11 protein-coding genes, 1 pseudogene and 1 other annotated feature are annotated in these 14,706 nt (G+C 53.6%); of the genes and pseudogenes, 7 read left to right on the top strand and 5 right to left on the bottom strand.

Annotated elements, in window-relative coordinates; all coding sequences use genetic code 11:
- Positions 1-135: 135 nt before the first annotated feature.
- Complete coding sequence (gene topA, locus PanJK_RS06105) at positions 136-2,733, bottom strand: type I DNA topoisomerase (protein WP_265298052.1); 2,598 nt, start codon at positions 2,731-2,733, stop codon at positions 136-138.
- Positions 2,734-3,103: 370 nt separating this feature from the next.
- Here topA and PanJK_RS06100 point away from each other — a divergent pair, with 370 nt between their 5' ends.
- A complete protein-coding gene (locus PanJK_RS06100) occupies positions 3,104-3,352 on the top strand; it encodes a DUF2498 family protein (RefSeq protein WP_265298051.1) in 249 nt (82 codons plus the stop codon).
- Positions 3,353-3,378: 26 nt separating this feature from the next.
- Here PanJK_RS06100 and sohB read toward each other — a convergent pair whose 3' ends face one another.
- The gene (sohB, locus tag PanJK_RS06095; protein ID WP_154193577.1) at positions 3,379-4,425 is read right to left on the bottom strand and encodes a protease SohB; all 1,047 of its coding nucleotides are present in this window, start codon (positions 4,423-4,425) and stop codon (positions 3,379-3,381) included.
- Between the two features lie 173 nt (positions 4,426-4,598).
- On the opposite strand from sohB, the gene PanJK_RS06090 reads away from it, so the two are divergent.
- Both PanJK_RS06090 and cobO read left to right on the top strand, forming a co-directional pair.
- The gene (locus PanJK_RS06090) at positions 4,599-5,363 is read left to right on the top strand and encodes a YciK family oxidoreductase (RefSeq protein WP_256696559.1); all 765 of its coding nucleotides are present in this window, start codon (positions 4,599-4,601) and stop codon (positions 5,361-5,363) included.
- Entirely contained in the window at positions 5,360-5,947 is a 588-nt protein-coding gene (gene cobO, locus PanJK_RS06085; protein ID WP_265298047.1) for a cob(I)yrinic acid a,c-diamide adenosyltransferase, read from the top strand. The genes PanJK_RS06090 and cobO overlap by 4 nt, the downstream gene beginning before the upstream one ends.
- Before the next feature lie 37 nt (positions 5,948-5,984).
- Here the strand turns inward: cobO and rluB are convergent, their stop codons facing one another.
- On the bottom strand, positions 5,985-6,860 hold the full coding sequence (gene rluB / locus PanJK_RS06080; protein WP_265298045.1) for a 23S rRNA pseudouridine(2605) synthase RluB: 876 nt from the start codon (positions 6,858-6,860) through the stop codon (positions 5,985-5,987).
- An 817-nt stretch (positions 6,861-7,677) separates the two neighbouring features.
- Here rluB and PanJK_RS06075 point away from each other — a divergent pair.
- The gene (locus PanJK_RS06075; RefSeq protein ID WP_265298043.1) at positions 7,678-8,334 is read left to right on the top strand and encodes a serine protease; all 657 of its coding nucleotides are present in this window, start codon (positions 7,678-7,680) and stop codon (positions 8,332-8,334) included.
- On the opposite strand, the gene PanJK_RS06070 is transcribed toward PanJK_RS06075, so the two are convergent.
- Together PanJK_RS06070 and rnm are read right to left on the bottom strand one after the other, a co-directional pair.
- Positions 8,335-8,955, bottom strand: coding sequence for an L-threonylcarbamoyladenylate synthase (locus PanJK_RS06070; protein WP_008106539.1), 621 nt, complete (start codon positions 8,953-8,955; stop codon positions 8,335-8,337).
- A 12-nt stretch (positions 8,956-8,967) separates the two neighbouring features.
- The gene (rnm, locus tag PanJK_RS06065) at positions 8,968-9,852 is read right to left on the bottom strand and encodes an RNase RNM (protein WP_265298039.1); all 885 of its coding nucleotides are present in this window, start codon (positions 9,850-9,852) and stop codon (positions 8,968-8,970) included.
- Positions 9,853-10,006: 154 nt separating this feature from the next.
- Positions 10,007-10,115 (top strand) — a sequence feature (Trp leader region).
- Positions 10,116-10,138: 23 nt separating this feature from the next.
- On the opposite strand from rnm, the gene PanJK_RS06060 reads away from it, so the two are divergent.
- The 3 genes and pseudogenes from PanJK_RS06060 (at position 10,139) to trpCF (ending at position 14,663) form a co-directional block, all read left to right on the top strand.
- Positions 10,139-11,701 (top strand): anthranilate synthase component 1, encoded by a 1,563-nt coding sequence (locus PanJK_RS06060; protein WP_265298036.1) that lies wholly within the window; start codon positions 10,139-10,141, stop codon positions 11,699-11,701.
- Positions 11,701-13,294, top strand: a pseudogene (gene trpD / locus PanJK_RS06055) (bifunctional anthranilate synthase glutamate amidotransferase component TrpG/anthranilate phosphoribosyltransferase TrpD). The gene PanJK_RS06060 and the pseudogene trpD overlap by 1 nt, the downstream one beginning before the upstream one ends.
- 1 nt (position 13,295) lies before the next feature.
- Positions 13,296-14,663 carry a bifunctional indole-3-glycerol-phosphate synthase TrpC/phosphoribosylanthranilate isomerase TrpF gene (trpCF, locus tag PanJK_RS06050; protein ID WP_265298033.1) on the top strand — a complete coding sequence of 456 codons (1,368 nt, stop codon included), beginning with the start codon at positions 13,296-13,298 and terminating at the stop codon, positions 14,661-14,663.
- The last annotated feature ends 43 nt before the right edge of the window (positions 14,664-14,706 follow it).

Below are 14,706 nucleotides of genomic sequence, written 5' to 3'. Positions count from 1 at the left end.
ATTGCGGTGAGGGAGGGAAAGCGAGTCAGCGAAACGAAAAGAGTTCTATAACTACTATATCAGTTAAAGGAAGAATGTAGAACGATTAGCTATAAGGATAAGAGAAAGGCCAGCGTATGCTGGCCTTGCGGGACATTACTTTTTCGCTTCCTGCCATTTGCCGTCAATATAGAACATTGACCAGCCGGTGGCTTTGCCATCCTTTTCGGAAGAGACATATTGCTGTTTCGTTTTGCGACTGAAACGCACCATCGTCTTATTCCCTTCCGGGTCGGCGGCTGGCGCTTCTGACAGATATTTCAGCTTCTCTGGCAGACGGTCGGCAAAGCGTTGCAGCTCTTCCACCAGCGGCGCGCGCGTTTCACGTGATTTAGGGAAAGTATTCGCGGCAAGGAACACGCCCGCAGCACCATCACGCAACACAAAGTAGGCATCCGATTTTTCACACTGCAGTTCTGGCAGCGGCACCGGATCTTCTTTTGGCGGTGCGACATCACCGTTACGCAGAATCTTACGGGTATTTTTGCACTCGTCGTTGGTACAGGCCATGTACTTACCGAAGCGACCCATTTTCAGGTGCATCTCAGAACCACATTTCTCGCACTCAACAATCGGACCATCGTAGCCCTTGATACGGAATTCGCCCTGCTCGATCTCGTAGCCGTCGCACTCTGGGTTATTACCGCAGACGTGCAGCTTGCGCTGGTTATCGATCAAATAGCTGTCCATCGCGGTGCCACACTTCTGGCAACGACGACGGGCGCGCAGCGCGTTGGTTTCAGCATCATCGCCTTCCAGCACGTTGAGCACTTCATTTTCCGGGATCAGGTTGATGGTCTGCTTGCAGCGCTCTTTAGGCGGCAACGCATAACCCGAGCAACCGAGGAATACGCCGGTACTGGCGGTGCGAATTCCCATCGGACGACTACAGGTCGGACAGTCAATCGACGTCAACACCATCTGGTTCGGCTGCATGCCGCCCTCTTCCGGATCTTTCTCAGCATCATCTAACTGCTGGCTGAAATCACTGAAGAAGGAGTCAAGCACCGCTTTCCATTCGGCTTCATTATTCGCCACTTGATCGAGGCTATTTTCCATACGCGCGGTGAAGTCATAGTTCATCAGCTCGCGGAAGTTAGACTCCAGACGATCGGTAACGATTTCACCCATTTTTTCAGCGTAGAAACGGCGGTTCTCAACACGCACGTAACCACGATCCTGAATGGTGGAGATGATCGAGGCGTAAGTTGATGGACGACCAATGCCGCGTTTTTCCAGCTCACGGACCAGTGACGCTTCACTGAAGCGTGCCGGCGGTTTGGTGAAGTGCTGGCTTGGCATTAGCTCTTTAAGATCCAGCATGTCGCCAACATCCACCGGCGGCAGCGTCAGATCTTCATCATTTTTACGCAGCGCAGGCATCACGCGCGTCCAGCCATCGAAACGCAGCGTGCGGCCTTTGGCTTTCAATTTGAATTCAGCCGCTCCCACGGTTAGCGTGGTGGAGTCGTACTGAGCCGGTACCATCTGGCAGGCAACGAACTGGCGCCAAATCAGCTGATACAGTTTCTGCGCGTCAGCTTCCATATCCTTCAGCTGCTCAGCGATGATATTCACATCAGAAGGACGAATCGCTTCGTGCGCTTCCTGAGAATTCTCTTTGCTGGCATAGGTATTCGGCGCTTCTGGCAGATACTTTTTACCGAAGCTGCTCTCAACATAGCCACGCGCCATCGCCACGGCATCCTGGCTCAGGTTGGTGGAGTCGGTACGCATATAGGTGATGTGGCCCGCTTCATACAAGCGCTGCGCCATCATCATGGTCTTCTTCACGCCGAAGCCCAGACGCGTACTCGCCGCCTGTTGCAGCGTTGAGGTAATAAAAGGTGCAGAAGGCTTGCTGCTGGTCGGTTTGTCTTCACGATCCAGTACTTCGTAACGCGCTTTCTGCAAAATCGCCACCGCCGCGTGAGTTTGCTCACGATTAACCGGGCGGAACACTTTGTCATTCTGATGCGTAACCTGCATAGCCAGATCGGCGCCTTTCGGCGTGGCGAAATCAGCATCGATTTCCCAATACTCTTCTGGTACGAAGGCTTTGATTTCGTGCTCGCGCTCAACTACTAAACGCACAGCAACCGACTGAACGCGACCGGCTGACAGACCACGAGCAATTTTCTTCCACAGCAGTGGCGACACCATGTAACCCACCACGCGATCCATAAAGCGGCGCGCTTGCTGTGCGTTAACACGTTCAATATTGAGCTCGCCCGGCTTGTCAAACGCCTGACGAATCGCATTCTTGGTGATTTCGTTAAACACCACGCGGCTAAAGCGCTTATCGTCCCCACCGATCACTTCCCGCAGGTGCCAGGCAATGGCTTCCCCTTCGCGGTCAAGGTCGGTTGCGAGATAGATGTGGTCTGCATCGGCAGCCAGGTTTTTCAGCTCAGCGACAACTTTCTCTTTGCCCGGCAGAATTTGATAATCCGCTTCCCAACCATGCCAGGGATCCACACCCATGCGGTTTACGAGTGCGGCTTTCTCATCCTTTTTAACCTTTTTTCCAGGTTTCGCTTTTTCCCCGTCGGCACTTTTACGGGCAGTTGAACCGCTGGTCGGCAAATCACGGATATGACCGACACTGGATTTCACCACGTAGTCATTACCGAGGTATTTATTGATTGTTTTGGCCTTTGCCGGGGACTCAACGATTACGAGTGATTTACCCATATGTACCTTTACCTAAATGAAACGTCCTGATAAACGGGAGAGAATTGGAGGTCCCAAAACCCAATGGGTTCAATATTGCTGCCAGCATTTCGCATTTCAAGGCAGCAGGGATAATCTCAGGTCAGATTGCGTCGACTTCTGCAACTTTATGATTAGGAGCGAGTTTTCCATCTGACAGAACCACACATCCGGGTGTGATCTCCCTGAAAGCTGAATCGCCCACACTCTACCTGATAAAATCCGTTACGCAACTTAATTAGCATTCTGCCTAATTTTGCGCCAGTTTTATGACGCCATGCTGATTTGCTGAACGCGATAGCTCGCAAGTAATATAGAAGGAGAAAAATGGCTGTCAAAAAAGAGGTGAAAAATGTCAGTGCCAACAGAATCTATTTCACGCCACGCGTTACTGGAAATAGCCAATCAGATGATCACGCAGCACGACAATTATTTTATTGGATTAGAAGCTAATGACGTGATTCAGCAAGGTGAGGTTTTGGTGTTTCGCGGTCCCTATTTTCTCGATGATCAAGGCTTACCCACCGCCAAAACCACCACGGTATTTAATGTGTTTAAACACCTCGCGGTCGAACTCTCCTCTCAATATCATCTTGCATAAAAAAGCCCGGCAATTGCCGGGCTAGGTTACAACAGCGGCTTCTCGCCGCGCTGCCAAATTTTCAGAATCAACCGCTCTGCCGCCAGACTGGCGCTGTTAGTGAAGCGATCCATCATTTTACGCTTACGTGCATAATGCACGCCCAGCACGGTGAAGCGATCCATATGCTTGATAATCAATGCATCGCTGGTACCGATTTCATCGATCAGCCCTAAATCCAGCGCCTGGCGGCCATACCAGTGCTCGCCGGTCGCCACTTTATTCAGATCAAGCGACGGACGCATCTGCTGCACGAAATCCTTAAACAGCTGATGCGTTTCATTGAGATCTTCCTGGAATTTCTCGCGCCCTTCGTCGGTGTTTTCACCAAACAGCGTTAAGGTACGTTTGTATTGACCGGCGGTATGCAGCTCAACGTCAATGTCGTTACGCTTTAACAGTCGGTTGAAGTTAGGGATCTGCGCGACCACGCCAATCGAACCAATAATAGAAAACGGAGCGGCGACGATGCGATCCGCCACGCAAGCCATCATGTACCCGCCGCTGGCAGCGACTTTATCCACCACAGCTGTCAATTGCAGGCCGGCATCACGCAGGCGTTGCAGCTGCGAAGCCGCCAAACCGTAGCCGTGTACCACGCCGCCGGGGCTTTCCAGACGCAGCAGCACTTCATCGCCCGGCAGCGCTACCGCCAGCACCGCAGAGATCTCTTCACGCAATGAAGTGACTTCACTCGCGTCCATGCTGCCTTTGAACTCCAGCACATACAGCGTGGGTTTCAGCGTCTCGCTCACGCCTGCTTTGGCATTGCGTTTATCGGCTTTCGCCTTTTGCTTCTCTTCTTTCTTATGCTGCTTGAGCCACACTTTTTGCGCCTGTGGTTTCATTTTGGCGAGCTGCAGATCTTCCTTCATCTCACGATAATCATCATCAAGATGCGTCAAACGCAGCTGCCCGCTGCTGTGACGTTTACGCAGCGCGGCATTGAGCACAATCAGAACAATAGCTGCGATCGCCACCACCACGGTGACGGCCTTAGCCAGAAATAATCCGTAACTGGAGAAAAAATCCATTCTGCCGCCTTATTAAACAGTAAATTACAACAGCTTCAAGTTTACCCGCTTTACGCGCTGTCGTCGCCTGAAATGCCCGCAGGCGGCACAGAATGCGAGGCTAAGCGATTGCACCGCGCGGCAAATTCAGGCATAAAGCCAAAAACCTCCTGACCCGAGCAAAGGACATCGCTGTGCATTATCAACCGAAAAGCGATCTGCTGGAAAATCGCATCATTCTCGTCACCGGCGCTTCCGACGGCATTGGCCGTGAAGCGGCGCTGACCTATGCGCGCTACGGCGCGCGCGTCATCCTGTTGGGACGCAACGCCGACACGCTGCAGAAAACTGAGCAAGCCATCAACCAGTTAAACAAGCAGCCTGCATCTTCTTTGTTACTGGATCTGGCTCAAGCCACGCCAGAAAGCTGCCAGCAGTTGGCCGATCAGGTCGCTGCGCTGGTGCCGCGTCTGGATGGCGTGCTGCACAACGCCGGCATTCTGGGCGAAATCGTGCCGCTGGAAGAACTCGACCCGCAGATCTGGCGTGACGTGATGCAGATTAACCTTGATGCCACCTTCTATTTAACCCAGGCATTACTGCCGCTGCTGCTGCAATCGGATGCCGGATCGCTGGTATTTACCACCTCCAGCGTGGGCCGCACCGGTCGTGCCGGCTGGGGCGCGTATGCGGTTTCGAAGTTTGCCACGGAAGGCATGATGCAGGTACTGGCAGACGAGTATAAAAACCGTCATCTGCGAGTGAACTGCATCAATCCTGGCGGCACGCGCACCAAAATGCGCGCCAGCGCCTTCCCGGAAGAGGATGCCAATTTACTCAAAACCCCGGCTGATTTGATGCCGCTCTACCTCTATTTAATGGGCGATGACAGTCGTCGTAAAACCGGCACCAGCTTCGATGCGCAGCCGGGACGTAAAGCGGGGCCAGCAACCGCATGAGCGATCGCCATCAGCAACGTCAGCAACGACTAAAAGAGCAAGTCGATGCTCGTATCGCCGCCGCCACCGAAACGCGCGGCATTTTGATGGTGTTCACCGGTAACGGCAAAGGCAAAACTACCGCCGCTTTCGGCACCGCGTTGCGCGCCTGCGGGCACGGTAAAAAAGTGGCGGCGGTTCAGTTTATTAAAGGCGAATGGCCAAACGGTGAACGCAACTTGCTGGAGCAGCACGGCGTCGAATTTCAGGTGATGTCCACGGGATTTACCTGGGATACGCAGAACCGCGAGACCGATACCGCCGCCTGTCAGTTAGTGTGGCAACAGGCGCGTCGCATGATAGCCGATGACAGTGTCGATCTGGTGATCCTGGATGAAATCACTTATATGGTGAGCATGGATTATCTGGATTTAAATGAGTTGGTCGAGGTACTGCAACAACGCCCTGCACAGCAAAGCGTGATCATTACCGGTCGCGGCTGTCATCGTACGTTACTGGATTTGGCGGATACCGTGACGGAAATGCGTCCGGTGAAACATGCGTTCGATGCGGGAATTCAGGCACAGCAAGGAATTGACTGGTAAAATGCTGACGCCGCAATTAACGGCGTCAGGCTTCGCATCAGGAACCGCGTTTGGTGTTATTACGACGCGGATTGTTGCTCACCACACCGTGACGTTTTACCGCTCGACGGATTTGGTTAGCCTTGGTGCGACGACGATCCTTTTGAACGGCAACTTTAGTCACCGTCTCTTCCGGCATACTGACTAACGTACGCAGATAGTTGACCGCCGGTAACTCCATCTCGATCCAGCCGCCGCGTGGCAAGCCTTTCGGCAACTGGATATCACCGTAACGCACACGCATCAGTCGGCTAACCTGCACGCCGACCGCTTCCCACAGACGACGCACTTCGCGGTTGCGTCCTTCGGTCAGCGTCACGTTGTACCATTGGTTAATGCCTTCGCCACCGGCGAACTTAATGGTTTTGAACGATGCCGGGCCATCTTCCAGCTGCACGCCTTTGCTCAGCTGACGGATTTTATCGTCATCCACTTCGCCAAATACGCGAACCGCGTATTCACGCTCAACTTCACGGCTTGGGTGCATCAGACGGTTTGCCAGTTCACCATCAGTGGTGAACAGCATCAAACCGCAGGTATTCACATCCAGACGACCAACGGCAATCCAGCGTGAACCACGCAGACGCGGCAGACGATCAAACACGGTTGGACGCCCTTCCGGATCGTTACGCGTGCAGAGCTCACCTTCCGGTTTGTAGTACGCCAGTACGCGGCACACTTCGGTCGCCGATTCAGCGATGGACACTAGATGGCCATCAATACGAATTTTCAGGGATTTATCACTTTCAACACGATCGCCAAGCGTCGCCAGTTTGCCGTCAACGCTGACGCGTCCGGCTGAAATCATGGTTTCGATTTCGCGACGCGAACCGTGACCGGCGCGCGCTAATACTTTCTGTAATTTTTCGCTCATGGAGCCTCGTTGTCGCCTTCCCAGGCGTCGTGGTAAGAAGAGGTACGATACAGGGATTACCAATTCCCATATCAGAATCTGTTACCGCTCTGCATCGCTGATGCAATCTCAGACGGCCCGCGATTTTACACTAACGCAAGTTTTGTTAACACCTTTTCCTTTGCTGCCGATAACAGAGGGTCCGTTAAAAACGGCTTAATAAGCACTACGGCAATAAACATTCAGCTCACTGATGGATCGAGCTCATTTTCGTCATCAGCATTTAGGCCAAGTGACTGAAATATTGTCACTTACCCCTTACCTCTCACGTCTGAATCAGCCCCCAACTTAAGCCATCTGATACATTAACGCTTCGCAAGACTGTAAGGGCACTATTGCGCGCCACGCTTACAGATAATCACAAACTTTAAATCTAGTTAAAAATCACAAAACAGCATAAAACACTATTTAATGGCGTTAAGTAAGCCCTTCTACGGTATTAAATATAAATTGATAGTTTATTGGCACTACAGGTTGGATTAAGTCTGTATTTTTGTATTTTTTGATTAATATTAAATTTGCTGAATTGTTCTGAAGAAAAAACTGTGTAAAATTTAAGCCTGAAATCCAGTGAGTCGTCATAATAACATAGCTTTTATTTACTATTTATATTCGTTCAACTAACAATTCATTAACGTTCACTGTGTAATTTCACTGATATTATAAACCGGCGCGCGCGGGATTTGACGCGTTTATTGATTTACGGAATGAATTTAATTTGCATGTCGAAAGTCTTCACCAGGGATTTTACGGACATGCTTAAATGAAGATCACTGCCATGAAAACCTCTCTGCTTTGGCCTGCGCTTGCTGCGCTGGCACTGAGCGGTTGTTCCGTGGGCCATACTGAGTACAGTCGTACTGCGATGCAACACGTTGATATGAGCGTGACTGGCATCCCGACTGTGTTAGGTTTGGGCATCCTCGGCACAACCATTCCTTTGACGCCAGAATACAGCCTGACGGCAGCGCACGTGGCAAAAACCGCCGTGCAACGTGTCAAGGCTTATCATCCCTATTGCGACGTCGCGATTATTTATCATAAGAATAGCCCAGAAACGCTGGCTAAATTCCGCAGCGGTGCGATTGGTGAACCGATTAAAATGTACGGTTACAGCTTTATTTCCGCTATGCCGGTGGAATCGAGCGGCGTTAATTTAGCGCGCACCGCAATTACCAATAAATGGAATAAGAAGCCCTGCATGGCGATGGCATCAAATGCTGGCGTTGTTCAGGGAATGTCAGGTGGCGCGGTATATAATGCTGACCAAACTATTGGCGGTGTGATTGTTGGATATAGCCATGAAATATCTAACGTGCGCAGCAAGAAAGTCATTTTAAAAGATGTCTCGCTGTATATTCCTTACGGAGATTTCAAAAAATGGCTGGAATCCAATATTGGTCAGACGCAGAACGCCACGCCTGACCATGCATAATTATTCGAACGGGCGCGTGTCACCGACGCCTTCGCGCACCACCACTGGCGCATCGCTGGTGAGGTCGATCACCGTGGTTGGCTGCTGTCCCAGCGTACCGCCATCGATGATCAGATCCACCAGCTTGCCAATGCTGTACTGAATCTCCTCCGGATCGGATTCGGTAAAATCGTTGCCCGGCAACATCAGCGAGGTCGACATCATCGGTTCGTTGAGGCGCTCCAATATTGCCAGCGCTACCGGATTGGACGGCACGCGCAGACCGATGGTTTTACGTTTGTCATTCATCAGACGACGCGGCACTTCTTTCGTCGCCTTCAAAATGAAGGTGTAATTGCCCGGCGTGTTATTTTTCAGGATGCGAAACGCGGAGTTATCCACCTGCGCGTAAGTCGACAGCTCCGACAAATCGCGGCACATCAACGTGAAGTTGTGATTGCCATCCAATTGGCGAATGCGACAAATGCGCTCCATGGCATTTTTCTCTTCCAGACGGCAACCCAGCGCATAGCCAGAATCGGTTGGATAAACAATCACGCTGCCTTTATTCAGATAATCAACGGCCTGATTCACCAGGCGCGGCTGCGGATTGTCGGGATGAATGTGAAAATATTGACTCATAAAAACCTCATATCACCTGTCTGTAACAGCAATGCTGGGCGCCAACTCGGGGAAGCGTTCCCAAACCGGCTCCACGCCGCCCGGTAACCATAACTTGCGTCCCAGTTCTATCCACGGACAAGGTTGGTGAAAATCTGATCCCTGCGACCCGGCTAACTGATGGTCACGCGCATAAGTTGCCAGTTGCGTGCGCTCGTTTGGCGCTTGCTGGCACTGCGCAACTTCCATGGCATCGCCGCCCACGTCGGCAAAATGCGCAATCAGTCGCTTTAACCATTTAGCCGACAAACCATAACGACCTGGATGCGCCAAAACGGCATAGCCTCCAGAATGATGAATAGCATCAATGGCTTGTTTAATTGTACACCATTGCGGAGGCACGTAGCCGGTTTTCCCGCGCGCCAGATAATTCTTGAACACCTGCGCCATATTATCGGCTTTGCCAATCTCCACCAGATAACGCGCAAAATGGCCACGCGTAATCAAGCCACCTTGCGCCAGACGCTGGGCTCCGGCCAGCGCATCAGGAATACGCGCGCGCTCAAGGCGTTCGGCAATTTGCTGTGCACGATCCACACGTGTCTGATGCTGTTGCGCGAGGAATTCAGTCAGCGCGGGATGCAGGCAATCGACATTCAGCCCCACAATGTGGATTTCGTGATTTTCCCATAAGGTTGACGCTTCTAAACCGGCCAATACGCGGATCGGCAGCTCCTGTTGTACCACTGCCCCCTGCGCTTCTGCCACGCCCGCCACCGTGTCGTGATCGGTGATCGCTAGCACGCCGACTTTCATCTCAACCGCACGCTGTACCAGCGCAGTCGGCGTTAATAAGCCGTCAGAAGCCAGCGTATGGCTGTGTAAATCATAAAGGGGAAAACGAGCGATGTCCGACAAGATAACTCCAGCAACTGCATAAACCGGCAGGCATAATAACGATTTTGTCCCTGGCTGAAAAAGGGTATTGACATTTTTCGCCCGAACCAGTTAACTAGTACACAAGTTCACACGTAACGGGTATTTAATCATGACTATTTTCGGTACGCTTTTAAATGGTTGGTGGCGCGAAGATCCCTTTATCGGGCGACATCGTCGTGCACAACTCGCGTAACCGCAGTGCAGATTGATACCTAAGCCCGCCACCGAGCGGGCTTTTTTTTGAGCGAAATTCAGAGAATCCATTATGGCTATTGCGAAACCTACATTGAAGTTGATAACCGGTACCGCGCCCTACCGCGAAGATCCGGCCGCAGTGTTTCATCAGTTATGCGGCGCACGTCCAGCAACTCTGCTGCTTGAATCCGCTGATATCGACAGCAAACAAAACCTGAAAAGCCTGTTAATCGTCGATAGCGCGCTGCGCGTCAGCGCGCTGGGCAACATCGTCACCATCAAAGCGCTGTCGGAAAATGGTCGCGCCATCTTGCCGCTGCTGGATGAGGCGCTGCCACCTGAAGTGCGCATCGATGTGCGCCCTGATGGCCGCGAGCTGCATTTCACCCAGCCGCAAGGTATGCAGGACGAAGATTCGCGCCTGAAAGCCCTTTCCGTGTTTGATGCGCTGCGCCTGATTCCGCAACTGGTGAACAGCCCGGAAGACGAGCGCGAAGCGATGCTGCTCGGTGGCTTGTTCGCTTATGACTTAGTCGCGGGCTTCGAAGATCTACCAGAGCTGCGCAACGAACAGCGTTGCCCGGATTACTGCTTCTATCTGGCCGAAACCTTACTGGTGATCGACCATCAGCAGCGCACGGCGCGCCTGCAAGCCAGCTTATTCAGCCCATCGACCAGCGAGTTTCAGCGCCTGCAAGGCCGCATTGAACAACTACGCGGCCAGATGACGCAAGCTGCGCCAGCGTTGCCGGTTCAGCGCGTCGAGCAAATGACGCTGAGCACCAGTCAAAGCGACGAAGAGTATTGCAACGTGGTACGTGAGATGCAGGAAGCGATTCGCATCGGCGAAATCTTCCAGGTGGTCCCTTCACGTCGCTTCTCGCTGCCGTGCCCTTCTCCACTGGCCGCTTACGACACGCTGAAAAACAGCAACCCAAGCCCCTACATGTTCTTTATGCAGGACCAGGATTTCGCGCTGTTTGGTGCCTCGCCAGAAAGCTCACTGAAATATGACGCAACCTCGCGCCAGATTGAGATCTACCCGATTGCTGGAACCCGTCCACGCGGCCGCCATGCTGATGGCTCGCTGGATCGCGATCTCGACAGCCGCATCGAACTGGAAATGCGCACCGACCATAAAGAGATGGCCGAGCACCTGATGCTGGTGGATTTGGCGCGTAACGATTTGGCGCGCATCTGCGTGCCGGGCAGCCGCTACGTGGCTGACCTGACCAAAGTGGACCGCTACTCGTTCGTAATGCATCTGGTGTCACGCGTGGTGGGCACGCTGCGCGCAGACCTCGACGTGCTGCACGCTTACCGCGCCTGCATGAACATGGGCACGCTGAGTGGCGCACCGAAAGTGCGTGCGATGCAGCTGATTGCCGGAAAAGAAGGCACACGTCGCGGCAGCTACGGCGGTGCAGTCGGCTATTTCACCGCTAACGGCGATCTGGATACCTGCATCGTTATCCGCTCTGCGTGGGTCGAAGACGGCGTCGCCACCGTGCAAGCCGGCGCTGGTGTGGTGCTGGATTCACAGCCACAGGCAGAAGCGGACGAGAGCCGCAACAAAGCGCGCGCGGTATTGCGTGCCATCGCAACAGCCCATCACTGCAAGGAGATTTTCTGATGGCCGATATCCTGCTGCTCGATAACATCGACTCCTTTACTTACAACCTCGTTGATCAGCTGCGTACTTTCGGCCACAACGTGTTGATTTACCGTAACAACGTGCCCGCTGAAGTGCTGATTGAACGCCTGCAGCAGATGGAGAATCCGATTCTGATGCTGTCGCCGGGTCCTGGCGCGCCGAAAGATGCCGGTTGCATGCCTGATTTGCTGCAAGCGCTGCGCGGTCGTCTGCCGATTATCGGCATTTGCCTCGGTCATCAGGCGATTGTTGAAGCATACGGCGGACATGTCGGCCAGGCCGGCGAGATCCTGCACGGCAAAGCCTCTTCTATTACCCACGATGGCGAAGGCATGTTCGCGGGCCTGAGTAATCCGCTGCCGGTGGCACGTTATCACTCGCTGGTCGGCAGCAATACGCCAGCCGAATTGACCGTTAACGCCAGCTACAACGGCATGGTGATGGCCGTACGCCACGATGCCGACCGTGTGTGTGGCTTCCAGTTCCACCCAGAATCCATTCTCACCACTCAGGGCGCGCGCTTGTTAGAACAGACGTTGGCCTGGGCGCTGGCGAAGTAATAGGGAGATTATGATGCAAACTATTCTGGAAAAACTTTATCAGTCCGAGACGCTGAGCCAGGACGAAAGCCACCAGCTGTTTAGCGCGATTATCACCGGTCAGCTGGAGCCGACGCAGTTAGCCGCCGCGCTGATCGCCATGAAAGTCCGTGGCGAGCGTCCGGAAGAGATCGCCGGTGCCGCTTCCGCGTTGCTGGCCGATGCGAAACCGTTCCCGCGTCCGGATTACACCTTTGCCGATATCGTCGGTACCGGTGGCGACGGCAGCAACAGCATCAACATTTCTACCGCCAGCGCCTTTGTCGCGGCGACCTGTGGCCTGAAAGTGGCGAAGCACGGCAATCGCAGCGTCTCCAGCAAATCTGGATCTTCCGACCTGCTGGCGGCATTTGGCATCAATTTGGATATGCCAGCCGAACAGGCACGCAAGGCGCTGGACGATCTCAACGTCTGCTTCCTGTTTGCCCCGCAGTATCACAGCGGTTTCCGTCACGCGATGCCGGTACGCCAGCAGTTGAAAACCCGAACGATCTTTAACGTGCTGGGGCCGCTGATCAATCCCGCGCGTCCACCGCTGGCGGTGATTGGCGTTTATAGCCCAGAACTGGTGCTGCCGATCGCTCAAACGCTGAAAGTGCTCGGCTATCAACGTGCCGCGGTGGTACACGGCGGCGGCATGGATGAAGTGGCGCTGCACAGCCCAACGCAGGTTGCCGAGTTGCGTGATGGCGAAATCACCGGCTATCAGCTGACGCCAGAAGACTTCGGTTTTGGCTTCCATGATAAAGACGCGTTGGCAGGCGGCACGCCGGAAGAAAACCGTGACATTCTGACCCGTTTACTCCAGGGTAAAGGCCAGCCCGCCCATGAGCAGGCGGTTGCGGTGAACGTCGCAATGTTACTGAAAGTGTTCGGAAATGAAGATTTGCGCGACAACGCACAGCGCGCCATCGCTGCCATTCGCAGCGGACAGGCTTACGAACGCGTTGTCGCTCTGGCAGCGAGAGGATGAGATGAGTATTAAGGGCACTGTTTTAGAGAAAATCGTACAAGATAAAGCCGTCTGGGTTGAAGCGCGCAAAGCACAGCAGCCGCTGGCCACCTTCCAGAACGATTTGCAGCCTGCGGAACGTCATTTTTACGATGCACTGCGTGGCTCACGCACCGTATTCATCCTGGAGTGCAAAAAAGCCTCGCCTTCCAAAGGGCTGATTCGCGAGGATTTCGATCCCGCGACTATTGCTGGCGTTTACCGTCACCACGCTTCGGCGGTATCGGTGTTGACCGATGAAAAATACTTCCAGGGCGATTTTGCCTTCCTGCCGATTGTCAGCGCCGCCATCACGCAACCGGTGTTGTGCAAAGACTTCATCATCGATCCGTACCAGATCTATCTGGCGCGCCATTATCAAGCCGATGCCATCCTGCTGATGTTGTCGGTGTTGGATGATGAGCAATATCGTCAGCTCGCCGCTGTGGCGCACAGCCTGAAAATGGGCGTGCTGACCGAAGTGAGTAATGAAGAAGAGATGGAACGTGCCATCGCGCTGGAAGCCAAAGTCGTCGGCATTAATAACCGCGATCTGCGCGACCTCTCCATCGACCTGAACCGCACGCGTCAGTTAGCGCCGCGTCTCGGACATGGCGTCACCGTCATTAGTGAATCCGGCATCCACAATTACGCGCAGGTACGTGAATTAAGCCACTTCGCTAACGGCTTCCTGATTGGATCTGCGCTGATGGAAGAAGCGGATCTCAGCGCTGGCGTGCGTCGCGTGTTGCTTGGCGATAACAAAGTCTGCGGCCTGACATGCGCTGAAGATGCAAATACAGCGCAGGAAGCTGGTGCCATTTACGGTGGATTGATCTTCGCTGAAGGCTCGCCGCGTAAAATCAGCATTGAGCAGGCGCAGGCGGTTCAGGCTGCCGCCCCGCTGAAGTATGTAGGCGTGTTCCGCAACAACGCGGCAAGTGACATTGTCACGCTTGCGGAGACGTTGAAGCTCACCGCAGTACAACTTCACGGCGATGAAGATCAGGCGTTTGTCGCACAACTGCGTCAGGCGCTGCCAGCAGACACCAAAATCTGGAAAGCGCTGAGCATTAAAGATCATTTACCTGCGCGCGACTGGCCGCACGTCGATCGCTACGTGTTCGATAACGGTCAGGGCGGCACCGGCCAGCGTTTCGATTGGTCACTGCTGCAAGGCCAGGATCTCAGCAACGTGTTGCTGGCCGGTGGCTTAAGCGCTGACAACTGCGTTGAAGCCGCGCAGTTGGGCTGTGCCGGCCTCGATTTCAACTCCGGCGTAGAATCTGCGCCAGGCATTAAAGATGCCAGTAAAGTCGCGGCGGTATTCCGCACGCTGCGCGCTTATTAATTTCGCTTGCCCGCCATCGCGCGGGCCGAATAAGGAAAATGAA

Origin of the sequence: Pantoea sp. JK (genome assembly GCF_026130245.1) — a bacterium.
Lineage (GTDB): Bacteria > Pseudomonadota > Gammaproteobacteria > Enterobacterales > Enterobacteriaceae > Pantoea > Pantoea trifolii.
The sequence above is the reverse complement of the archived record's forward strand: the minus strand, read 5'-3'. Positions and strand labels throughout refer to the sequence as shown.

Bases quoted from the DNA above. Each gene is read 5' to 3' on its own strand.
- PanJK_RS06100 (WP_265298051.1), top strand. From the start codon at position 3,104: ATGTCAGTGCCAACAGAATCTATTTCACGCCACGCGTTACTGGAAATA.
- PanJK_RS06075 (WP_265298043.1), top strand. From the start codon at position 7,678: ATGAAAACCTCTCTGCTTTGGCCTGCGCTTGCTGCGCTGGCACTGAGC.
- sohB (WP_154193577.1), bottom strand. From the start codon at position 4,425: ATGGATTTTTTCTCCAGTTACGGATTATTTCTGGCTAAGGCCGTCACC.
- PanJK_RS06070 (WP_008106539.1), bottom strand. From the start codon at position 8,955: ATGAGTCAATATTTTCACATTCATCCCGACAATCCGCAGCCGCGCCTG.
- PanJK_RS06060 (WP_265298036.1), top strand. From the start codon at position 10,139: ATGGCTATTGCGAAACCTACATTGAAGTTGATAACCGGTACCGCGCCC.
- topA (WP_265298052.1), bottom strand. From the start codon at position 2,733: ATGGGTAAATCACTCGTAATCGTTGAGTCCCCGGCAAAGGCCAAAACA.
- trpCF (WP_265298033.1), top strand. From the start codon at position 13,296: ATGAGTATTAAGGGCACTGTTTTAGAGAAAATCGTACAAGATAAAGCC.
- rluB (WP_265298045.1), bottom strand. From the start codon at position 6,860: ATGAGCGAAAAATTACAGAAAGTATTAGCGCGCGCCGGTCACGGTTCG.
- cobO (WP_265298047.1), top strand. From the start codon at position 5,360: ATGAGCGATCGCCATCAGCAACGTCAGCAACGACTAAAAGAGCAAGTC.